Below are 20,490 nucleotides of genomic sequence, written 5' to 3' on the forward strand. Positions count from 1 at the left end.
GTCGGGAGTCGGTGCCCCTCAGCGTATGCGGCACCGCGCGCCTCGGCCGAGCTGCTCAGATGTCCAGGTCGACCGCGACGGCCCGCCCCGTGCGGAACCAGTAGTCGTGCAGGGCACGGATCTTCGCGCGGGAGGGCACCCCGCGCAGGTGGATCGCGCACTCACCGAAATCGACCGGGACGACGGTGTCGCACAGCAGCGCGCGGGCGACGGCGAGTTCCGCCGGATCGGTGATCTCGCTGGCCGTCCCGTGCAACGCCCCGTCGCGCAGTTCCAGGGTGACGCGCGGATCGGCCCGGATATTGCGCAGCCACGCGTTGACCGCCTGCGGCTGGTCGAGGGTGATCTGCGGCGGCATCAACTGCACCAGATAGGCCCGGTCACCCGCCCGCATCACCCGCACGCACTTCGGGCGCGGCAGACCGGTCTTGCGCCCGGTGGTGGTGAGGATGCCGTAGCCGCGCGGAACACGCAGCCGGAACCACGGCAGCATCGCCGCGCTGAGCCACTTGCCGTCGCGCCGGCGGCGGATCAGCCGACCGTGTCTGCCGACCTCGGCCTGCGCCGCCGCGCGCCGGGCCCGCTGGTCTGCGTCGTCCATCTGTCCATGATGCGCCCGTCGGCACCGGACCGTCGCCGCTTCGCAGGTCAGCGTGACGGCGGCGAGTCACGGTGCAGGAGCCACCACGCGACGATGAGATCGTCGGTTCGGCCGAGATCGAGGCCGGTGAGCTCACCGAAGCGCGTGAGCCGATTGCGGACGGTATTGCGGTGCAGAACCAGCGTGGCCGCCGTGTCGTCGATGCGCTGGTCGCAATCGCGGTAGGTCGCGACGGTGCCGAGGATCTCCTCGGCGCCGCTGTGGCTGCGCAGCGGCGCCAGGTGCCTGTCGGCGAGCAGTCGCGCAATGTCCTCGGCCTCCGCGAGCAGCGGCAGCGGACCCAGCGACCCGAGATCGACCAGGCCCGATCTGCCGTGGCGAATCGCGAGATCGAACGCGCCTGCCGATACGACGCCGCGGCGTCACCGAGCAGCATCGCCGATCCCACGGCGACCACGCTGCCCGTGGGCAGCGCGTCCGGGGTGCGTGGCAGCAGGGCGACCAGATGCTGGTCAACGACCGTGTCGACGACCGGCAGCCTTGCTGTCGATCCCCGGGTGCGCAGCGCGGCGAGCAGGTCGGTCGCGACGGCGGTGCCGTTCCACGCGGCGCAGGCGATCCGGTAGCGATGCTCGGGGTCGAGCCCGTGGTTGCGGGCCTCTGCGCGCAGGACGGCGGGCGCGACTGTGCCGTCGACGAGACTGCGCAGGAAGTCGGCGCGGTGCGCGGCCCCCGCCATCGCCCGCTCCTGCAGCACTCGGTGGACCGCGGTAGCGGACGCGGTCGCCCATTCCCAGGTGAGGTCCTGCATCTCGTCGATCTCGCCGGCGCTGACCCCGTGCGCGGCGGCGCGGCGGCGGATCAGCTCGAGCGCGGGCACCGGCCTGCTGGTGTGCATGCGCACAGTCAACTCGGTTGGCGCTCCCATTTAAACGCCGCCGACCGGGCAGCAGAATGGCATGTGCACAGGAAGCGCTGCAGTGAGCGGCGCTCGATCGCTGGGAGGTACGCATGGTCGTCGGTGGTCGGTCCGGTCCCCGGATGACGCCGGTTCGCTGGTCACCGCCGACGGCGACACCGCGCGCCGGGCAACGCCGCAGCACCCCGCCGATGCCCGCGGTACGGCGGATCGAACTGCCCGGCGTCGGTCCCGAGGACGTGGTTATCGGCGCCGACGGCCTCGTCTACACCGGGATCGCCGATGGCCGGATCCTGCGGGTCGACATCGCCACCGGGGCCGTCGAAACGGTCGCGAATACCGGCGGCCGCCCACTGGGTCTGTGCGCGGGCGCCGACGGTTCGCTGCTCGTCTGCGACGCCCATCGCGGCCTGCTGCGCTGGTCCGGAACCGACGTCGAGGTCCTGGTGGATGCCGTCGACGACGGACCCCTGAACATGGCCAGCAATGTCGTCGAGGATCCGCGCGACGGCACCGTCTACTTCACGGCCTCGTCGCGTCGCTGGCCCCTGGACCTGTGGATGGGCGATCTGCTCGAGCACTCCGGTACCGGTCGGCTGTTCCGGTACTCCCATGACGGCCGAACCGAGTCCCTGCTGGATGGCCTCCAGTACGCCAACGGTGTCGCGTTCGCGCCCGATCAGGCATCACTGATCGTCGCCGAGACGGCCGCGTACCGGCTCAACCGCTACTGGTTGCATGGCCCGAAGGCCGGCACGTGCGAAGTGCTGATCGACAATCTGCCCGGCTTCCCCGACAACCTCGCCCTCGGCTCCGACGGACTGATCTGGGTCACGCTGGCCTCGCCCCGCAATCCCCTGCTCGATCTGTTGCTCCCCACGCCGACTCTCGCGCGAAAGCTGTTGTGGCGGATACCCGATCGGCTCAAGCCGCGCCCCGTCCGCACCGCCTGGGTGCTCGCCGTCGACGACCACGGGACCGTCGTCCACGATCTACAGCGCGACGGCGCGGACTACGCGATGGTCACCGGCGTCGCCGAGGCGCACGGCACCCTGGTGCTGGGCAGCCTCGACGAATCCGCGATCGCACTCACCCACCTCCCGTCCTGAACCCGGCTATCGCCTGCCGCCGTCACCCTTCCACCGAAAGCACAGCCATGGACTTCGCTCCCAGCGCCCGCGCCACCGATCTCGTCGCCCGAGTGCGCACCTTCGTCGCCGAGGAGATCGCCCCGATCGAGGCTGACTACCACCGCAGCGTGGCCACGCTGCGCGAGACCGGCGGCGATCCGTGGGATTCCCTGCCCGTGCTCGGTGAGCTGCGTGCGAAGGCACGCGCGGCGGCCATCGGGCCGACGGCGCACACGACATGGCCCGCGAGTACCGCGTGCAATCCGCCCTCGGCCCGGTATTCGACTACGCGCCGTCGACGGTGGCGTTGTGCGAGGACTAGACGGTCCTCGGTTCGCCGTTCTATCTGATGGAACGGCTCGACGGAACAATCCCCCGCAAGGAACTCCCACCCGAATCCTGCTGGACACCACCGCGCGTGCGAGCCCATCATGTCCTGGCCGGCCGCCCACCAGCCGCCCGATCGCCCAGCGGTACTGATCCACAACGATTTCCGCTTCGACAACATCGTGCTCGACCCCACCGACCCCACCCGGCCGATCGGTTTGCTCGACTGGGAGATGGCCACCATCGGCGACCCACTCATGGATCTCGGCGCCGCCCTCGCCTACTGAGTCCAGGCCGACGACAACCTCGCCGTCAAGTTCTTCCGGCGCCAGCCGACGCACGCCCCAGGCATGCTGACCCGCGACGACGTGGTCGAATACTATTGCCGCCATGCCGGAATCGGTCTCACCGGCCGCGAATGGGCGTTCTACGAAGTCTTCGGCCTGTTCCGTCTGGCGGTGATCTGCCAGCAGATCTACTACCGCTACTCTCACCGCCAGACCACCAACCCGGCCTTCCGCTCCTTCGGCCTGGCCGTCCGGCTCTTGGAATGGCGCTGCCGGGCTGTCATCCGCGGCATCGGGTAGGCACGCCGGGTTCCAGCCGCCGGCGATTCAGCTTTTCGACGCCCGGGCGTACGATCAGCAAACACACTGAGGCGGGGTAGTCCAACGAGGTGATGTCGCATGGTCGAGACGGATGTCCTGGTCGTGGGCGCCGGTCCGGTGGGCACGGCGGCCGCGGTCGAACTGGTCCGGCGCGGGGTCCGCTGCCGGATCGTCGATTCGCAGGCCCACCCGCCGCGCTATGCGAAAGCGGTCGGCATCCAGCCTCGCACGCTGGAGCTGTTCGAGCAGATGGGCATTCTCCGCGACGTTCTCGACGCCTCGATCCTGATGCGCGGCCAGCTCGTCTTCGTCAACGGTGTCGAGTCGGGCCGGCTCGATCTCACGCTGCCCCCCGAGGTGCCGTTCGGGTTCGTCGGGCTCCCCCAGTACGAGACCGAGCGCATCCTGTGGACCCGCCTGGCATCGCTGGGCACGCACGTCGAACGCGGGGTCACGGTGACCGGGTTCACCCAGGACGACGACGGGGTCGACGCGGTGCTCGCCGGACCGGACGGGGAAGACACCGTGCGGGCGCGATATCTCGTCGGCTGCGACGGCGCGCACAGCATCGTCCGTAAGACCCTCGGGCTGACCTTCGAGGGCGCGGCCTTCACCGACCAGTACATGCTCGGCGATGTCGAACTGGATTGGTCACAGCCGCGCGGGTACGCCATCCGGGCGATGCACCAGACCGACGGCGTCACCGACGACACGCTGGCGTGCATCCCGCTGCCCGGCCGTCATCGGTACCGCGTCTCCATGCGGGTGCCGCCGGAGCTCGAGATAGGCACGGGCGGCGACGGCGTGGCACACGGCTTCGGCAGTGGTCCGGCCCCCGAATTGGCGCACCTCCAGGCGGTGCTGGACCGGTTGTCGCCGGAGCCGACGACGGCCTCGCACCTGCGCTGGTCCTCGGTGTTCCGGATCAGCCACCGCATCGTCGACGCCTATGGGCGCGGGCGGGTCTTCGTCGCCGGCGATGCGGCCCATATCCACCCGCCCACCGGCGCGCAAGGCATGAACACCGGCATCCAGGACGCCCACAACCTGGCCTGGAAACTGGCCCTGGCGGTCGCCGGGCTGGCCGCCTCGCCACTGCTGGCCAGCTACGACGCCGAGCGCCGACCCGTCGGCGAAGAGGTCGTCGGCCGCACCGTGCGTCATGCCCGAGACGGGATCGGCGCCGGTGACCCCGACCCCGAACGGGCACTGCTGCGCGAAGCCCAGTTGCTCATCGACTATCGGGACAGTCCCCTGGTGTTCGCTTCTCCCGCCGGTTCCCCCGCGCCGACCGCGGGCAGTCGCGCTCCGGACGCGACCGGCCTGACCCGCGACGCGGTGGCCTCACCCTTCCGACTGTTCCCGCTGCTCGCGGGCCCGGACCACACGCTGCTGTGCTACGCGGACAGCACCTGCGACGCCGCGACGCTCGACGAGATCGAGAGCCGCGTCGACCTGCTCCGGGAACTGAGCGACGACCGGCTCGACGCCTACCTCGTCGCCGCGCCCGGCGCCGCGATCGGACCGACCGTGCTGCCGGTGATCCACGACCGCGACGGCGACTTCGCCCGGCAGTACCGTCCCGGCCCCGGCGCGGTGTATGTCGTGCGGCCCGACGGCTATCTCGGGTATGCCGCGTCTCCGGCGTCGTCGCACGATCTCGCCCGCTACTTCGGCGCGATCTTCGCCACCGCGCCGGAGGGCGTGGCCGGGACCGCCTGAGCGCGCGTCAGCTCCGCGCGGCCTCGATGCGGCGGCGCAGCAGGCAGAATTCGTTCCCTTCGGGATCGGCCAGGACATGCCAGGACTCCTCGCCGGTCTGCCCGATCTCGACCGGACGCGCTCCCGCGGCGAGCAGCCTGCGCAGTTCCGCGTCCTGATCGCGGTCGGTCGGATTGACGTCCAGGTGCAGGCGCAACTTCTCGCGTTTCGGTTCCGTGCTGCGGCTCAACAACAGGGTGGGCTGGGGTCCGCCGAATACTGTTCCGGGAGCGCCGATCTGGATATCGCCCTCGTCTCGGTCGAGTTCGACGAAGCCGAGCACCTCGCACCAGAAGTCCGCCAGCAGTTGCGGATCGGCGCAGTCGAGGACGAGTTCGGTGATCCGGCAGGCCATGCCTGCGACCCTACGCGCGCGCCGCGGGCACAACCAGGGACGACGCCCGATCCGCGGCCGACGAGACGATAAGCTGACGCGTGCAGGCGACAGGAAGGCGACCATGACCCCCAGGGCCGAGGACCCGCGACCGACCGCGCCGGTGTCCAAGCGCAAAGCGGCGGCGGCCGGGCGCGCGGCACGCAGGCTCGGGGTCGAGGACTGGACGAACGCGGCGCTCGGCGTGCTCTTGCGCGACGGGGTCGCCGGCATCACGATCGCCAAGCTGTGCGAGGAACTCGGGGTCACCAAGGGCAGCTTCTACTGGCATTTCGACGGCATCGATCAGCTGCTGGAGACGACGGCGCAATTCTGGTGCGCCGATCAGAACGACGCGGCACGCGGGTTCCAGGGCCTCGAGGAATTGCCGCCCCGGGAGCGGCTGGCGCGGATGGGCGAGCTGCTCACCGCGGAGCGGGTGTGGCAGATCGAGCTCGCGGTGCGGGACTGGGCGCGCACCAACGCCAAGGTGGCCGAGGCGGTCAAGGCGCTGGATCAGCGGATCTTCCACGCGCTGTCCGACACCCTCGTCGACATGGGATTCTCCGCCGATCAGGCCGAGATGCGCGCGGGCCTGATGTGTTTCGCCGGCATCGGCTTCGTGCACGGCAACCAGAATCTCCCGGTGCCGACCGAGGATCAGCGCCGGGAGTTCTTCCGATTCGTCACCAGTAGGGAGTCCGGCGACTGAGGCCGGGTCAGGTCAGCGCGACCAGTTCGTGCAGGGTCGTCCCGCTGCGGCGCTGCGTTCCCGACGGGGTACGCACGGTCAGCGCGAAGGTGGACTCGAACCGGAAGTAGCCCGGGTGCCCGACCAGCCGGTGCACGAGCGGTTTGATCAGCCGTGAGCGCGCCACCGGCACATCGTCGAGCAGGTCGTGGGCGTGGATGACGCGCACGACGTCCAGGCGCAGGTCGAGGCTGCCCGGCACGGTCAGCTCCACCCACTCGGGGTAGGTCCGGCCCGCGGTGGCGTCGAAGCGCGCAGGTCCCTCGGTGAGGACGGTTTCGCCGGTGGACAGCACGATCTGGTCGTGGTGGGCGAGCATCAGCGGGCTGATCTCGTGGCCGCCCCGGCGCTGCTGGGTCAGGACCGAGGCGAACAGCAGGGAGTAGTCCTCGACGTAGAGCCGTCCCCAGTGCCAGCGCTCGATGATCTTCTTCATGTCGCCGACGCCCCAGTTGTGGTCGTGGTAGCCACGTCCGGTGACCTCGTGACGCACGCCGTCGAGCTCGATCGCCCCGCTCACCCGTGCGCGTGGGGCGCCGACCATCCAGCCGAAGGAATCCCGGGCGCCGAAGCGGGTTTCGCCCTTGCCCGGCATCCAGCTGGGCACTTCGTTGTGGAACCGCAGGTCGAAGACGATGCCGTCCTCGGCCATCCACAGGTGATGGATCGGCAGTCCGTCGGCACCGGCTTCGGTGCGCGCGGTGTTGTGGCCGACACGCACGTCGCAGGCGTCGGCCGAGAACGACGTCGCGGAGCGCGGATAGCGCCGCGACACCTGGCGGCGGGTGCCGTCGGGGGCGTAGACCATCATCTCCACCCACGGGCGTGCGGTCGGCAGGTCCTCGGGCCTGCGTTTGGTGAGGAAGCCGATCACCACGTGCCCGGTGTCGAGGTGGGCGTCGAAGTACCAGTGTTCGAAGGCGAGCCTGCTGGACGAGGGATGTAATCCGTTGTGCCGCGGTTCGACCGGTGTCAGGACGCCGTCGCGGCGTCCCGGTCCGTTCCACACTTCGACGATGTCGGTACTCATGGCTGCTCTCGGTCGGTTCATCGGCGCAGAGCGCCGCTGGCGTCGAAGGCCGCTTCCCGGCCCTGCATCTGGGCGCGATACCAGTTCTCGCGATGCCACAACATCAGCTTCTCGTGCGCCCGCGCGAACGGGGGGCAGAGGCGGCGCGCGAGTTCCATGACGGTGATCAGCGGGAACCGGACGATCGGAATGGCGATCCACGGGAACGCCGGCGGCATCGTGTAACGACGGCGGGTGCCGGGCGCCATGTACATCGCGGAGTACACGGAATTGATCCGGTAGTTGTACCTTTCGCGCAGCCGGGTCAGACCGCGATGACCATCGCGCGGGGCGAAGGCCGCCGGATAGGACTCGATCAATTCCGTTCCGTGCTGCCCCGCGTCGTAGGACCGCGAGGCGATCGTCATGGCCAGCACCCGCAGCGCGTCCCGCACGGTCTCCGGGTACCAGCGCAATCGCACGCCCAGCAGGTGGCCCATGTACTTCTGGAAGTGCAGCAGCGCACGGATTTCCGACGGAGTCGTCTGGTAGCCCAGCGCCCACAGTCCCAGGCCGGGAGTCACGCTGCCGGCCAGCAGGGTCAGCAGCTGGTAGGTCTGACTGATCGGCAGACCCCACCGCTCGGTGTCCCATTCGGGGTGCGCGGCGACCTTCGCCCGCACCGAGACGTGCATGACCCGCACCTTCAGCGCGGTCGCGCGGCCCGCCGAGCCCGGGGTCAGCAGCGCGTCGCGGGCCGAGACATCCATCCAGAAGCGGGTGGTCTCCAGGAACCGGCGCAGGGCGCTGTCGCCGGCGTAGCCGCCCGCGAGCGACAGCGGGGTCGCGACCGCCGCCTCGGTGTACATCTCGAGCGTCTCGGCGCCGGCGAAGCTGAACAGCATGGTGCCCCAGCGCCGCCAGATCGCCGCGCCCTGTTCCACCAGCTCGGGTACCACCCAGTCGGGCACCGTCTCGAACTCGGCGAACAGCGCGCGCATGGAGTCCGGGGCATCGGGCACCGCGTCGATACCCTCGGCCAGCGCCTGCTCCAGCATGCGGCGCCCGGCCTTCGCCCCGATCTCGCCGTGCATCACCTCGGCGACGAACCGTTCGGCCACCGGGTCTCCGGCGAACAGGTCCGCGCACAGCGCCGCGGCCTGTTCGTCACTGGGAAACAGCGACTGTCGGGTCACCGTGGTGAACAGACGCTCGATCCGGCGCACCGTCGCGGTGCCGCGCGCCTCCCAGTAGCGGAAGGCGGTGGGGCACCGCACCGGTGGCTGCTCGGCCGACCGGGACGCGTCGGGCCGGACCCGACTTTCGACGAATTCGGCCAATGCCGGTCTCCTGACGTGAAACTCGCTCACCGTGTGTCGTGACAGGCCGACCATACTACGAAGAACATTATTCCGTACCCGAAAGTATGGAAAGCGGGGCGTCACGGCACGATGCGGTATTTGAGCATCATGTCGTGGTCCTCGTGATCGAGCAGGTGGCAGTGCCACACGTAGCCCTGCAACTCCGCCGACGAGCGGCCCGCGTGGTCACCGGTGCGGTGCCCGCCGTGGGAATCCGCGCCGCGCAACTCGGTCGCGATCCGGCGGGGGAAGGTCGCGTCGGGATCGAAGCCGAGTTCCGCCGCGGTCGGGAATCGGACGATGATGCTGGTCACGGTGCCGCCGTCGACCCGCACGATGTCCTTCCAGCCCGCCTCCCACGGCTGGGGCGGCACCATCGGACCCGCCAGGAACCCGTCGGCCGCCGGCGCCCACCGCTGCCCGATCGGCGGCTGGGGATGCGCCAGCTGATAGTCGACCGTGCGCAGCGGTGCGCGTCCGAGAATCCGGAAGGTCACCAGGTGCAGGTGGATCGGGTGCGGGTCGGGCGTGATGTTGATGATGTTCCACTGCTCGACGGTGCCCTGCCGCGGACGCTCGATCTCCGGGCTGGCGAAGGTGAGGTTGTTGAGCGACATGATCGCGGGCGGCACCCGCAGCTCGTAGGGCTGACTCACCGTGACATCGCGGCGCACGGTCGGTGTGGCGAGCGGCGGCAGCACCGGTGACCGAGCGGGGCCGCCGCGCAACCGTTCCGGCACGCCGCCCGTGAAGCCGGGCCGATCCTGCACGCGGAACTGACAGAACACCGGCATCGCGACCTCGCCGAGGATCGCCGCCTGGAAGACCGGCGCCTCGTCGTTGCGCAGTTCGACGGTCTCCCCCGGCGCGAGCCCGGCGAAGTCGACCAGCACGTCCACCCGTTCACCGGGTGCCAGGCGCAGCTCGTGCACCGTGACCGGCGCGTCCAGCAGTCCGTGATCGTTCCCGATCACCCAGAACCGCATCCGGTTGCCGAAGAACAGATTCCACACACTGAACGACGCCGCGTTGAGCAGCCGGAAGCGGTAGAGACCGCGGCCGACCGGCAGGTGGGGCCAGATCTTGCCGTTGACCACCCCGACGTCCCCGACCGCCCCACCTTCCCAGGCCCCCTGCGGGACGACCGGCGTCGACCGGACCGACTGGCGCCCCTCGGCGGTGAACAGCTTCTCCTGCAATACCAGCGGCACCTCGAACTCCCCGGCGGGCAGGCCCAGCGGGTTCCCGGGCGCACCGGTGTCGAATTCATCTCGGAGCAGCAGCAATCCGGCCAGTCCGGCGTAGACGTTGATACGGGTGATGCCCATCGCGTGGTCGTGATACCAGAGGTGTCCGGCGTCCTGGGCCAGCGGGAAATCGTGGTCGAGGTCGCCACCGGGATGGACCAGCTGCTCCGGATGCCCGTCGCTGTCGGGCGGGGTCACCCCACCGTGTAGGTGCAGCGAGGACGGCGGCGAGGTCCGGAAGCTCTCGTCGACGCCGTGCAGGGTGGTGTCCATGTCGGCGGCCAGCGGATGGGTCGTCATCCGGTTCGCGAACCGCAGGCGCAGCGGCGTGCCCGCCCGGTGTTCGACAGTCGGCCCCAGATAGGTCATCCCGTTGTAGCCCAGCGCCGGTGACGGCGGCAGATCGCGATGGAAGCGATGGATGGTGGTCGAGGCGACGACGTCGAGCCGCTCACCACGCACCACCGGCAACCGGGGCAGCTCGTCCACGAACGGCTCGACCGCCGGGGACGCGAAGAGCAGCGGACCACGCGCCGGCGCCGGGGTCGCGGCGGCGGAGGTCTCGAACAGCGCCGCGCCGAGCAGTCCCGCCCCGGCGGCACGCAGGAACCCACGACGTTCGATCGGATATCCCATGGCCGAGCCCTTTCCGGGCTGCACCGTCGCACGCACCGCCGGGCGACCATACCATTAGGTACAGTTGTCAGTACCTCGTCGAATGTCACCCAGCGCCCACCGACCGCCGCGTCGCCGGGCAGGACACCGGGCCGATCGACCGCCCCGCGGCCTCGGGCACATCAGCGTGCCGCCGTACGGAATCGTTCTTGTCGCATCGAATGCCGGTGCGCGCACCAGGACACACGACAGGGCGTCGACCTGCCGCTCGCGCGAGAGTCCACCCGCCGGTCTCGGCGACTGCGCTACTCGATCAGGCGCTCGCTCTTCAACCAGTCGTAGGCCACATCGGCCGGGTCCTCGCCGTCGATGTCGACGCGACCGTTGAGCTCCTGCATCAGCTCGTCGGTGAGGCGCTCGGAGACGGTGCCGAGCAGGGCGCGGAGTTCGGGATGGTTCTCGATGACCACGCCCCGGACCACGGCCGTGCCGCTGTAGGGCAGGAAGAACTTCTTGTCGTCGTCGAGGACGGTCAGCTTCAGGTTCTTGACGCGGCCGTCGGTTGTGTAGACCATCCCGAAATTGCAGGGCTGACTCTTGGCGGTCGCGGTGTAGACGACGCCGGCGTCCATCCTGGTGACATTGCCCGAGGGCACGCCGTTCGGATCGTTGTAGGGGATCCCGTATTTCTGCAGCATCGGCAGGAAACCGTCGGAGCGGCTGAAGAATTCGTCGTCGACACAGAAGGTGCGCTCGGCCACGGGCAGGGCGGCGACGTCGCTCAGCGACCGCACACCCAGGCGCTGGGCGGTCGGCGCGGACGCGGCGAAGGCGTAGGTGTCGTTGAAGTTGGCCGGGGCCAGCCATTCGAGGTCGTAGTCGCGCTTCTCGATGTCGTGGACGCGCTGCCACAGCTCCTGCGGGTCGGCGATCGTCTCGGTCTGGTTGTGGTAGTTCACCCAGCCGGTGCCCGTGTACTCCCAGAGCACATCGGCGTCACCGTTGAGCTGGGCCTGACGCGACGAGGCCGACCCCGGCGCGCCGGTCAGGTCGGTGACCGAGGCGCCCGCCGCGGCCAGGTAGGTCGCGGTGATCTTGCCGAGCAGGACCCCTTCGGTGAAGCTCTTCGACGTCACCACGATGGCGGCGCCGTCGAGCGGGCGTTCGCCGCCGGGCAGACTGGCGTCGTGGAAGGTGCCCGAGGAGCTCACCAGCCCACATCCGCCGAGCAGGGCCAACGTCGCGACGAGCGCGGACACCATCGGGACCAGCCGTCGCCTCATGAGATACCTCGCGGGGTCGCGGCCAGTTCGACGAGCCGGCCGAGCCAATCGATGATCAGCGCCAGCAGCCCGACCAGGATCGCGCCGGAGATCAGCAGCTTGGGCAGGAACAGGGTGACACCGGTGGTGATCAGGGTGCCCAGGCTGGTCGCGCCGATGAACGTCGACAGCGTCGCGGTGCCGACCAGGATGACCAGCGCGGTGCGCACGCCGTTGAGGATCACCGGCACCGCGAGCGGCAGCTCGACCTGGACCAGCGTGCGCGCCGCGGACAAGCCGATGCCGCGCGCCGCTTCGATCGTGCGTTGGTCCACCTGCCGCAGACCGACGATCGTGTTCTGCAGGATCGGCAGCACCGCGTACACCACCAAACCCACGATCGCCGTGCGGAACCCGGTGCCGAGCCAGAACGTGAACAGCACGAGCAGGCCGACGGCGGGCGCGGCCTGACCGATATTGGCGATATTGACCGCGATCGGCTCGAAGCGCATCAGCGCCGGCCTGGTCAGCGCGATGCCGAGCGGTATCGCCACCACCACCACGATCACCGTGGCGACCATGGTCAGCCGGATGTGTGCACCGATGGTGCTCTGCAGATTGGACCAGCCGAGCGAGGCCTGCTCGGTGGCGGTGAAGGTCGTCGACCGGTACCAGAGCAGATAGCCGACGCCGATCACCACGATGATGATCGGTTCGAACCACACGTCGATCGGCACGCGGCGCAGCCGGCTCATGACGGTTCGGCCGTCGCGGTGTCGTCGGCGGCGGCGACGACCGGCGTCGGTGTCGGGTCGGACCCGTCGACATAGGTCTCGTAGGACGGCGCGGCCTCCGCGGCGTGGTTCTCGGCCAGCTTGGTCTGGATCACGTCGGTCACCGACCCGATGCTCAGCGACCCGACGACCGCGCCACGACCGTCGGTGACGAGCGTGGCGCCCTGACTGGCGGCCAGCATCGCGTCGAGCGCGTCGTTGAGGGTGGAGGACTGCGCGACCACCGGCAGTCTGCGATCCAGATAGTCGGAGACCTCGGGCTTGCTGGCCACCTCGGTGAGCGAGGGCCACGAGCGCGGGCGCCCCGCCGCGTCGACGACCACGACCCAGGTGTGCCCGGCCGCCTTCGCCCGCTCGATCACCGTCTGCGCCGGTTCGCCGATCCGTGCCGTGGTGACCGGGTCGTAGTCGACATCACGCACCCGCGAGACCGTCAGATACGCCAGCTTCGCGCCGGATCCGACGAACTCCTCCACGAACGGCGTCGCCGGATCGGTGAGGATCTCCTCCGGGCGCGCGTACTGCTCGACGTGCCCGCCCTCGGACAGGATGAGCACCTTGTCGCCGAGTTTGGTGGCTTCCTCGAAATCGTGGGTGACGATCACGATGGTCTTGCCGAGTTCGTGCTGGATCGCGATCAGGCTGTCCTGCAAGCGAACCCGGGTGATCGGGTCGACCGCGCCGAACGGTTCGTCCATCAGCAGCACCGGCGGATCGGCGGCCAGGGCACGGGCCACACCGACACGCTGCTGCTGACCGCCGGACATGTCCTTGGGCAGCCGGTCGGCGAAGGTGGCGGGGTCGAGACCGACCAGATCCAGCAGGTACTCGGTGCGTTCGGCGATGCGCTTCTTATCCCAGCCGAGCACCCGGGGAATGGCGCCGATGTTCTTGGCCACCGACCAGTGCGGGAACAGGCCACCGGACTGGATCACGTAGCCGATCGACTGGCGCAGCTTGTCGGGGTCTTCCCTGGTGACGTCGCGGCCGCCGATGAAGATCCGGCCCTCGGTCGGCTCGATCAGCCGGTTGATCATCTTCAGCGTCGTGGTCTTGCCGCAGCCCGAGGGCCCGACGAACGCCACGATCTCGCCGGCGTCGATCTCCAGATCGAGCCGCTGCACCGCGGCCTTGTCCTGCCCCTTGTATCGCTTGACGACCCCGTCGAGCGTGATCGACGCCCCGGTCACATTGCGCTCAGGCGTCACCGGGGCGGGCTGGCTGGTCACATCGGTCATGTCAGTCCTTTGGCGATCGTGAGCCGTCCGAGCAGGACGAGGAGCGCGTCGAACACCAACGCGATCGCGACGATGAGCAGGGTGCCGGTCAGTGCCATCTCCAGGGCATTGGCCCCGCCGAGCCGCGAGAGGCCGTTGAAGATGAGCGAGCCGAGCCCCGGGCCGAGCACGTAGGCGACGATGGCCGCGACGCCGACGATCATCTGGGTCGAGACCCGGATGCCGGTGAGGATCACCGGCCAGGCGATCGGGAATTCGACGGTCAGCAGGATCCGCCAGCGCGACAACCCGATTCCGCGCGCGGATTCGATCACCGAGGGGGGTACCGACCGCAGGCCGACGATGGCGTTGCCGATCACCGGCAGCGCCGCGAAGAACGCCAGCATGATGAACGACGGCACGACCCCGAGCCCGAACGGCACCAGCAGCAGCGCCAGCAGGGCCAGCGAGGGAATCGTCAGCGCGACCCGGCTCGAGGTGAGGGTGAGCGCCGAGGCCAGCGGAAGGCGATAGACGGCCACCGCCACGAGGATGGCGACGACCGTACCGACCAGCACGGTCTGGAAGGCCAGTGAGGCGTGCTGGTAGGTGAGGAAGGTCAGCACCTCCCCCCGCCCCCGGACATAACTCCACAGGTTCACGGGAATCCCATCGTCGGGCCGGGCCGGTCAGGGCCTGTGCGCGCGTGATCACCGGACGTACGTGCCGTCGAAGGGTAATCCATGACCTGCGTTCGGCCGGGGACCCGCAGCTCTGGAGGTGTTGCGGTGGCGGCCAATTCCTAGGCCGCGCGCTTCGGCGGGGCACTCGCGTAGTCGGCGGCGTCGCCCGCGATCACCGTGCTGGTCGTGCCGTCGACACCCACCGGGACCGCGCCGGCCAGGGTGATGCGGGTGAGCCTGCGATGCTCGCTGCCGTCGTAGTCGTCGACCGCGTAGTGCTGGGTGGCGCGGTTGTCCCAGATGGCGACGTCGCCGAGCGACCAGTCCCAGCGGGTGGTGTGTTCGAGGCGGGTGACCCGATCCTGGAACATCCGCAACAGCGCCCGCGATTCGGAGCTCGACAGCCCGGCGATCTCCTTCACGAAGCAGCCGAGCAGCAGAGCGCGTTCGCCGGTCTCGGGGTGGACCTCCACGACCGGATGCTCGGTCTCGAAGTAGGTCGACTCGAACTCGCTGCGGTAGGTGCGATCCCGGTCGTCGGGCCGGTCCTCGATGTCGGCGGCGTAGTCGTACCGATTGGTGTGCCGCGCGCGCAGGTTCTCGGCCAGCAGCTTGAGTGGCGCGGGCAGCGCGTCGTAGGCGGCGACGGTCGAGGCCCAGGTGGTCGAGCCGCCATAGCTGGGCAGCGCGACGGCACGCAGGATCGAGGCGCTGGGCACCCGGTCGACGAAGGTGACATCGGTGTGCCAGACGTTGGAACGGGTCTGATGTGAGTCGATGGCCAGGCTCTTCGCGCCCGCCGAGGTGACGGTGGGGTGCGGCGTGGTCGGGGTGCCGAGCAGCTGCGCGAACTCGTACTGCCCGTCCTCGGTGAGGTGGTGCTGACCGCGGAAGAAGATCACCTTGTGCTCGTGCAGCGCGGCACGCACGGTCCCGACGGTCCTGGCGTCGAGCTCGCCACCGAGCCGCACGCCCTCGATCCGTGCCCCCAGGTGCGCACCGAGCTTGACCACCCGCACCCCGGTCGCGGGGACGGCTGCGTCATCGACGGACATACGGAGGCCTTTCGCTCGAACCGGGATGTTCCGGATCACACGAAACCATCCGCGCACCGGCGCGACCAGGATTGAACTCAGCCCGAGCAGAACCCGTATCGCTCGCCCACAGCCCGTGGACGTGGCTCTTTCCGGCGTCGCGTACCTTGGTCCGCGCACCCCGGCTCGAGCGAGAGGCAAGACTCCCCGAATGGTCCTCACCGACGAGCCGCTCCTGCGCTCCCCCGGCCTCTACCTGGACGGGCGCTGGGCGCGGCCGGTCCACGGCGGCACGAGGGCCGTCCACGATCCGGCCGACGGCGGCGTGCTCACCATCGTCGACGAAGCGGGCCCCGAGGACGTGGCGGCGGCGATCGCGGCGGCCCGCGCCGCCTTCGCGACCGGCGAGTGGCCCGCGACCCCGAAAGCCGAGCGCTCCGCGCTGCTGGTGCGCGTCGCCGAACTGCTCGACGCCAATCGCGACGACCTGGCCCGGATCGAGACGGCCGACACCGGCAAGACCCTGCGCGAGAGCTACCTCGACATCGACGACGTGATCGCGGTGTTCCGCTACTACGCGCACCTGGTCACCACCGACACCGACCGTCTCGTCGACACCGGGAACCCGGCGGTGATCAGCCGCGTCGTGCACGAGCCGGTCGGGGTGTGCGCGCTCATCGCGCCATGGAACTATCCGCTGCTGCAGCTGTCGTGGAAGATCGCGCCCGCGCTGGCGGCCGGCTGCACCGTGGTGGTCAAGCCCAGCGAGGTCACCCCGCTGTCGACGATCGCGCTGGTGCGCTTGCTCGACCGGGCCGGGGTACCCGCCGGCGTGGTGAATCTCGTGCTGGGCAGCGGCGATGTGGTGGGCGCCGCGCTCACCGACAGCCAGGACGTCGACCTGATCTCGTTCACCGGCGGCGCGAGCACGGGGGCGGGGATCGCGAGCCGGGCGGCCCGGCACATCACGCGCGTCGCGCTGGAGCTCGGTGGCAAGAACCCGCACCTCGTCTTCGCCGACGCCGAATTCGACAGCGCCGTCGACGCGGTACTCACCGGTGCCTTCCTGCACTCCGGTCAGGTGTGTTCGGCGGGCACGCGGCTCATCGTGCACGCGTCGATCGCCGACGAGTTCGTGGCCGAGCTCGCCCGGCGCGCGTCCGCGATCCGGGTGGGTCCCGGCAGGGATCCGTCGTCGCAGACCGGCCCGCTGGTCTCCCCCGAGCATCGTGCGAAGGTGGAAGCGTATGTCGCGCTGGGCCTCTCGGAGGGCGCGCGGCTGATCGCCGGTGGCCGGCGCCCGGACGATCCCGCGCTGGCCGCGGGCAGTTACTACCTGCCCACCATTTTCGACGACTGCGATCGGTCGATGCGCATCGTCCGGGAGGAGACCTTCGGGCCCATTCTCACCGTGGAGCGCTTCACCACCGAGGCCCAGGCCGTCGCCCTCGGCAACGACACCGCCTACGGATTGGCCGCCGGTGTCCGCACCGCCGATCCGGCCCGTGGCGAACGGGTGGTCCGTGCCCTGCGGCACGGCACGGTGTGGCTCAACGATTTCGGTGTCTACACCCCGGCCGCGGAGTGGGGCGGCTTCGGCCGCTCCGGCATCGGCCGCGAACTCGGGCCCACCGGCCTGGCCGAATACCAGGAGACCAAACACCTCTGGCACAACACCGCACCGGCGGTCGGCGGGTGGTTCTCGGCGGGGTGAGCGCGCGATGTCCTACTTGGCGTCGCCATAGCACTGCACCACCGCTGTGGTGAAGGGGAAGCGCACCGGCGTCGGGCCGAAGGCCAGTCGGCCCGCGGTGTCGGCGGCCGCGGCGATCGCGGCGACGATCGTCGCGGACTCCTCCTCCGGACAGTGCACGATCACCTCGTCGTGCTGGAAGAAGACCATCTCGGCGCGCAGCCCGGCCTGCGCGATCGTCTGGCGGATGGCGGCCAGGACCAGCAGGGCCCAGTCGGCGGCGCTGCCCTGGACCACGAAGTTGCGGGTGAACCGGCCGCGTGCTCGCGCCGCGGGCGTCCCCGCGAAGCCCGCGCCGTTCTCGGCGAAATCCGGGGCGGTGGCCTCGACCGGCGGGCAGGTGCGGCCCAGCCAGGTGCGCACCAGACGACCTTCCTCCCCGGCGTGCGCCGCGTCGTCGACGTAGGCGACCGCGGCGGGATACTGCCGGCGCAGCGCCGCCATGTGTGTGAGGGCATCGCCGGAGGTCTGACCGTAGATGGCGCCCAACAGCGCGAGTTTGGCCTGGGCGCGGTCACCGCCGAAGCCGCGGGCCGCCAGATCGGCGTACAGGTCCTCGCCGCGACCGGCCACCTCCATCAGGGCCGGGTCGCGCGAGATCGCGGCCAGGATGCGCGGTTCCATCTGATCGGCGTCGGCGACGACCAGCGACCAGCCCGGGTCGGCGCGGATCGCCTGCCGGATCACCTTCGGGATCTGCAGGGCGCCACCACCATTGGTCGTCCAGCGGCCCGAGACCGTGCCGCCGGGCAGATACTCGGGCCGGAAGCGGCCACCGTGCACCCACTGCTCGAGCCAGGACCAGCCGTGCGCGGTGTGCACGCGGTACAGCGACTTGTAGGCCAGCAGCGGCGCGACGGCGGGATGGTCGATCTGCTGCAGTTCCCACTTCCGGGTGGAGGACACCAGGATGCCGGCCCGGGAAAACGCCTTGATGATGTCGTTGGGCAGATCGGGCCGCACCCGGACTCCGCCGCCGAAGGCTCGCGAGACCTCGTCGGCCAGTTCCGCCATCCGGCGGGGTTCGAGCGTGCCCGGAAACCGTTCGCCCAGCATCGTGTCCAGCAGCGCCCGATGGATGTCGGCCCGCCACGGAATCCCGGACCGGCCCATCTCCGCGGCGACGAGCATGCCCGCCGACTCGGCCGCCAGCAGCAGCCGCATCCGATCCGGGTGCTCGGAGCGCGCGGTCCGGGCGACCTGTCGCTCGTAGACCGCCACCAGCGCCGCGAACTCGTCGGTGCCGGGCGGCAGCGGCACCGGGCCCGAATCGAACAGCGACGGCTGGGTTTCGGCGGCCCGCACGGGAGCGTCCGGCGGGACGGCCAGCCCGTGCAGACGGGCCCACGCCGCCGCCAGCGACCGGGCCTGCCCGACCTGACCCTCCTCGTGCCCGATCAGCAGCGCCTCGGCGGCCTCCACGTCGTAACAGCGCTCGACCCGCACCCCGGCGGCGAGCAGGGGCCGGTAGATCTCGGCGGTCGATCGCCACACCCACCGCTCGACGTCCGGGCGCGAGCGCACGGCCTCGATCAACGAGGGTTCGTCGACGATCGGTCCCGCGGGTCTGCCGTCGGCGTCCAGCGGACACAGACGCGCGCCACCCTCACCCGTCTCCGCCACTGCCCATCGCACGTGCCGAGTCTCGCATCGGGGTCCGACACAGCGCGGTCACCGTCCGGCGGCGGTGAGCTGGTGGTCGGCCTCGAGCAGCATCCACGCGCTCAGCTGCACCGACAGATCGCGGCTCAGGTTCGCCGCCGACGCGGTCTCGGGCCCTTCGAGATGCAGCAGCGAGCTCGGATACCGCACCTCGGCGATCGGGCGGGTCCAGTCCATGCCGAACAGCGGCAGCCCGTCGACCTCGGCGCGGTGTTCCCAGGCCGCCCGCGCCGACGCGTGCACGATGGCCGCGGCGGTGGTATCGCCCAGGGCGAGCGCGGTTTCGGCGAGGTAGCGCGCGAGGACACCCATGAACAACCCGGAATCGTTCGCGGCGGCCGCGAGGATCACGCCTCCGTCCGTCAGCTCGGTGCCGGTGGCCGCGACCAGTGCCGCCGCGCGGTCCCGGTGCGCGGCGTCGCCGGTGCGCACCGCCAATTCGGTTTCCAGCCCGATCGCCACGCCCTGGCAGTAGGTGTGGACGGTCCGGTCGACCCGTCCGTCGGGCTCGTGGACGCCGTCGAGGGTCACGCCGCTGACGGGATCGCGCAGGCGGGTGTGCAGGAAGTCGGCGAGCCGGCGCGCGCGGGTGAGATCGCCCAGCCGGGCCAGCGCGATCCCGGCGGGGCCGACCGCCGGGGTGTTGTAGTAGCCGTCGCCCGCTCGCCACGGGATCGCGCCGAGCTCGGCGTTCCAGCCGTCGAGCAGGGCGGATCGCAGGTCGTCGACCGCGTGGCCGAACCGGATGTCGAGCAGCCGGTCGGCGCGCTCGAGTGCCAGCGCCAGCCACGCCATGTCGTCGTAGTACCGGTTGGTCCAGCCGGTGACATTGCGGGTGCGGATCCCGAGCGCGAGGGCCGCGACCCGGTCCTTGCGGGCCGGCGTCGGATCACGGTGGGCGGCGTCGATCGCGCAGTCGACCAGGTGCGCCTGCCACCAGTAGCACCAGCGTCCGAACGACTGTTCCACCGGCGACGCGGGCCACACCAGCGCGCCCAGGCTCCGCCGCGGCACCCCCCACAGCGAGCGCACGTGCCGCGCCACGATCGCCCGTTCCGCCAGCTCCGCCCGCTGCCCGGCCCCGACCGCACCGACGGTCGCGGGACGCCGGATCGTGCCCGCCCGCGGCGGTTGACCCAGCACCCCGACACCGATCGCGGCGCCCGCCGCGATCAGCGCACCGCGCCGGCTGATGCCCTCGTTCCGGCGAACCATCCGCTCGGATTCTCCTTCCGCACGACGACGTCCGAGCCGGGAACCGTACCGCTGGGGCCTCGGTCCGCGGTGGCCGGAACTTGAACTGTTCCGGTGTACCGCGAGAACGTTCGGCGGAGCCGGAGGCTGCCCGGCCGGGTGTCGGCCGAGCAGTCCCGGCGGGGTCGA

The 20,490-nt window shown here is 70.4% G+C and carries 20 protein-coding genes; 7 read left to right on the forward strand and 13 right to left on the reverse strand.

The window, feature by feature from the left end; all coding sequences use genetic code 11:
* Window positions 1–55 precede the first annotated feature (55 nt).
* Both Q7X29_RS18920 and Q7X29_RS33095 read right to left on the reverse strand, forming a co-directional pair.
* Window positions 56–601, reverse strand: coding sequence for a nitroreductase/quinone reductase family protein (locus Q7X29_RS18920; RefSeq protein ID WP_316574886.1), 546 nt, complete (start codon window positions 599–601; stop codon window positions 56–58).
* A gap of 47 nt (window positions 602–648) precedes the next feature.
* A complete protein-coding gene (locus Q7X29_RS33095; RefSeq protein WP_394358722.1) occupies window positions 649–984 on the reverse strand; it encodes a helix-turn-helix domain-containing protein in 336 nt (111 codons plus the stop codon).
* 658 nt (window positions 985–1,642) lie between these two features.
* Here Q7X29_RS33095 and Q7X29_RS18930 point away from each other — a divergent pair.
* The 5 genes from Q7X29_RS18930 to Q7X29_RS18950 all read left to right on the forward strand — a co-directional run bounded on the left by Q7X29_RS18930 (window position 1,643) and on the right by Q7X29_RS18950 (window position 5,307).
* Window positions 1,643–2,629, forward strand: a complete 987-nt coding sequence (locus Q7X29_RS18930; protein ID WP_316574888.1) for an SMP-30/gluconolactonase/LRE family protein — start codon at window positions 1,643–1,645, stop codon at window positions 2,627–2,629.
* 47 nt (window positions 2,630–2,676) lie between these two features.
* Window positions 2,677–3,000: a hypothetical protein gene (locus Q7X29_RS18935; RefSeq protein ID WP_316574889.1), complete on the forward strand. Its 324-nt coding sequence runs from the start codon at window positions 2,677–2,679 to the stop codon at window positions 2,998–3,000.
* Between the two features lie 81 nt (window positions 3,001–3,081).
* A complete protein-coding gene (locus tag Q7X29_RS18940) occupies window positions 3,082–3,264 on the forward strand; it encodes a phosphotransferase (RefSeq protein ID WP_255588274.1) in 183 nt (60 codons plus the stop codon).
* A gap of 63 nt (window positions 3,265–3,327) precedes the next feature.
* Window positions 3,328–3,564: a hypothetical protein gene (locus Q7X29_RS18945; RefSeq protein ID WP_255588275.1), complete on the forward strand. Its 237-nt coding sequence runs from the start codon at window positions 3,328–3,330 to the stop codon at window positions 3,562–3,564.
* A 99-nt stretch (window positions 3,565–3,663) separates the two neighbouring features.
* Window positions 3,664–5,307: an FAD-dependent monooxygenase gene (locus tag Q7X29_RS18950; RefSeq protein WP_316574890.1), complete on the forward strand. Its 1,644-nt coding sequence runs from the start codon at window positions 3,664–3,666 to the stop codon at window positions 5,305–5,307.
* 7 nt (window positions 5,308–5,314) lie between these two features.
* Here the strand turns inward: Q7X29_RS18950 and Q7X29_RS18955 are convergent, their stop codons facing one another.
* The gene (locus tag Q7X29_RS18955) at window positions 5,315–5,701 is read right to left on the reverse strand and encodes a VOC family protein (protein WP_218720392.1); all 387 of its coding nucleotides are present in this window, start codon (window positions 5,699–5,701) and stop codon (window positions 5,315–5,317) included.
* 103 nt (window positions 5,702–5,804) lie between these two features.
* On the opposite strand from Q7X29_RS18955, the gene Q7X29_RS18960 reads away from it, so the two are divergent.
* Window positions 5,805–6,431 carry a TetR/AcrR family transcriptional regulator gene (locus tag Q7X29_RS18960; RefSeq protein ID WP_316574891.1) on the forward strand — a complete coding sequence of 209 codons (627 nt, stop codon included), beginning with the start codon at window positions 5,805–5,807 and terminating at the stop codon, window positions 6,429–6,431.
* Between the two features lie 7 nt (window positions 6,432–6,438).
* Here the strand turns inward: Q7X29_RS18960 and Q7X29_RS18965 are convergent, their stop codons facing one another.
* The 8 genes from Q7X29_RS18965 to Q7X29_RS19000 form a co-directional block, all read right to left on the reverse strand.
* Window positions 6,439–7,500: a lipocalin-like domain-containing protein gene (locus Q7X29_RS18965; RefSeq protein ID WP_316574892.1), complete on the reverse strand. Its 1,062-nt coding sequence runs from the start codon at window positions 7,498–7,500 to the stop codon at window positions 6,439–6,441.
* A gap of 17 nt (window positions 7,501–7,517) precedes the next feature.
* The gene (locus tag Q7X29_RS18970) at window positions 7,518–8,756 is read right to left on the reverse strand and encodes an oxygenase MpaB family protein (RefSeq protein WP_218720561.1); all 1,239 of its coding nucleotides are present in this window, start codon (window positions 8,754–8,756) and stop codon (window positions 7,518–7,520) included.
* Between the two features lie 164 nt (window positions 8,757–8,920).
* The gene (locus tag Q7X29_RS18975; protein ID WP_316574893.1) at window positions 8,921–10,723 is read right to left on the reverse strand and encodes a multicopper oxidase family protein; all 1,803 of its coding nucleotides are present in this window, start codon (window positions 10,721–10,723) and stop codon (window positions 8,921–8,923) included.
* 284 nt (window positions 10,724–11,007) lie between these two features.
* Complete coding sequence (locus tag Q7X29_RS18980) at window positions 11,008–11,985, reverse strand: glycine betaine ABC transporter substrate-binding protein (protein ID WP_316574894.1); 978 nt, start codon at window positions 11,983–11,985, stop codon at window positions 11,008–11,010.
* Window positions 11,982–12,719 (reverse strand): ABC transporter permease, encoded by a 738-nt coding sequence (locus tag Q7X29_RS18985; protein ID WP_316574895.1) that lies wholly within the window; start codon window positions 12,717–12,719, stop codon window positions 11,982–11,984. Before Q7X29_RS18985 ends, Q7X29_RS18980 begins: the two co-directional genes overlap by 4 nt.
* Window positions 12,716–13,996, reverse strand: a complete 1,281-nt coding sequence (locus tag Q7X29_RS18990) for an ABC transporter ATP-binding protein (protein WP_218720401.1) — start codon at window positions 13,994–13,996, stop codon at window positions 12,716–12,718. Before Q7X29_RS18990 ends, Q7X29_RS18985 begins: the two co-directional genes overlap by 4 nt.
* Window positions 13,993–14,637 carry an ABC transporter permease gene (locus Q7X29_RS18995; protein WP_316574896.1) on the reverse strand — a complete coding sequence of 215 codons (645 nt, stop codon included), beginning with the start codon at window positions 14,635–14,637 and terminating at the stop codon, window positions 13,993–13,995. Before Q7X29_RS18995 ends, Q7X29_RS18990 begins: the two co-directional genes overlap by 4 nt.
* Window positions 14,638–14,777: 140 nt before the next feature.
* On the reverse strand, window positions 14,778–15,713 hold the full coding sequence (locus tag Q7X29_RS19000; protein ID WP_316574897.1) for a TauD/TfdA dioxygenase family protein: 936 nt from the start codon (window positions 15,711–15,713) through the stop codon (window positions 14,778–14,780).
* Window positions 15,714–15,903: 190 nt separating this feature from the next.
* Between Q7X29_RS19000 and Q7X29_RS19005 the strand changes: the two genes are divergently transcribed.
* On the forward strand, window positions 15,904–17,406 hold the full coding sequence (locus Q7X29_RS19005; protein WP_316574898.1) for an aldehyde dehydrogenase family protein: 1,503 nt from the start codon (window positions 15,904–15,906) through the stop codon (window positions 17,404–17,406).
* 12 nt (window positions 17,407–17,418) lie between these two features.
* Here the strand turns inward: Q7X29_RS19005 and Q7X29_RS19010 are convergent, their stop codons facing one another.
* Together Q7X29_RS19010 and Q7X29_RS19015 are read right to left on the reverse strand one after the other, a co-directional pair.
* The gene (locus Q7X29_RS19010) at window positions 17,419–19,080 is read right to left on the reverse strand and encodes a bifunctional 3'-5' exonuclease/DNA polymerase (RefSeq protein ID WP_316574899.1); all 1,662 of its coding nucleotides are present in this window, start codon (window positions 19,078–19,080) and stop codon (window positions 17,419–17,421) included.
* A gap of 36 nt (window positions 19,081–19,116) precedes the next feature.
* Window positions 19,117–20,322, reverse strand: a complete 1,206-nt coding sequence (locus Q7X29_RS19015) for a glycoside hydrolase family 76 protein (protein WP_218720410.1) — start codon at window positions 20,320–20,322, stop codon at window positions 19,117–19,119.
* Between the last annotated feature and the right edge of the window lie 168 nt (window positions 20,323–20,490).

The sequence above is a fragment of the Nocardia canadensis genome (assembly GCF_032656385.1).
GTDB classification, from domain to species: domain Bacteria; phylum Actinomycetota; class Actinomycetes; order Mycobacteriales; family Mycobacteriaceae; genus Nocardia; species Nocardia canadensis.

Bases quoted from the DNA above. Each gene is read 5' to 3' on its own strand.
- Q7X29_RS18985 (WP_316574895.1), bottom strand. From the start codon at position 12,719: ATGAGCCGGCTGCGCCGCGTGCCGATCGACGTGTGGTTCGAACCGATC.
- Q7X29_RS18965 (WP_316574892.1), bottom strand. From the start codon at position 7,500: ATGAGTACCGACATCGTCGAAGTGTGGAACGGACCGGGACGCCGCGAC.
- Q7X29_RS18955 (WP_218720392.1), bottom strand. From the start codon at position 5,701: ATGGCCTGCCGGATCACCGAACTCGTCCTCGACTGCGCCGATCCGCAA.
- Q7X29_RS18940 (WP_255588274.1), top strand. From the start codon at position 3,082: ATGTCCTGGCCGGCCGCCCACCAGCCGCCCGATCGCCCAGCGGTACTG.
- Q7X29_RS18950 (WP_316574890.1), top strand. From the start codon at position 3,664: ATGGTCGAGACGGATGTCCTGGTCGTGGGCGCCGGTCCGGTGGGCACG.
- Q7X29_RS18945 (WP_255588275.1), top strand. From the start codon at position 3,328: ATGCTGACCCGCGACGACGTGGTCGAATACTATTGCCGCCATGCCGGA.
- Q7X29_RS18980 (WP_316574894.1), bottom strand. From the start codon at position 11,985: ATGAGGCGACGGCTGGTCCCGATGGTGTCCGCGCTCGTCGCGACGTTG.
- Q7X29_RS18920 (WP_316574886.1), bottom strand. From the start codon at position 601: ATGGACGACGCAGACCAGCGGGCCCGGCGCGCGGCGGCGCAGGCCGAG.
- Q7X29_RS19015 (WP_218720410.1), bottom strand. From the start codon at position 20,322: ATGGTTCGCCGGAACGAGGGCATCAGCCGGCGCGGTGCGCTGATCGCG.
- Q7X29_RS18935 (WP_316574889.1), top strand. From the start codon at position 2,677: ATGGACTTCGCTCCCAGCGCCCGCGCCACCGATCTCGTCGCCCGAGTG.
- Q7X29_RS18975 (WP_316574893.1), bottom strand. From the start codon at position 10,723: ATGGGATATCCGATCGAACGTCGTGGGTTCCTGCGTGCCGCCGGGGCG.
- Q7X29_RS18960 (WP_316574891.1), top strand. From the start codon at position 5,805: ATGACCCCCAGGGCCGAGGACCCGCGACCGACCGCGCCGGTGTCCAAG.
- Q7X29_RS18990 (WP_218720401.1), bottom strand. From the start codon at position 13,996: ATGACCGATGTGACCAGCCAGCCCGCCCCGGTGACGCCTGAGCGCAAT.
- Q7X29_RS18930 (WP_316574888.1), top strand. From the start codon at position 1,643: ATGACGCCGGTTCGCTGGTCACCGCCGACGGCGACACCGCGCGCCGGG.
- Q7X29_RS19000 (WP_316574897.1), bottom strand. From the start codon at position 15,713: ATGTCCGTCGATGACGCAGCCGTCCCCGCGACCGGGGTGCGGGTGGTC.
- Q7X29_RS19005 (WP_316574898.1), top strand. From the start codon at position 15,904: ATGGTCCTCACCGACGAGCCGCTCCTGCGCTCCCCCGGCCTCTACCTG.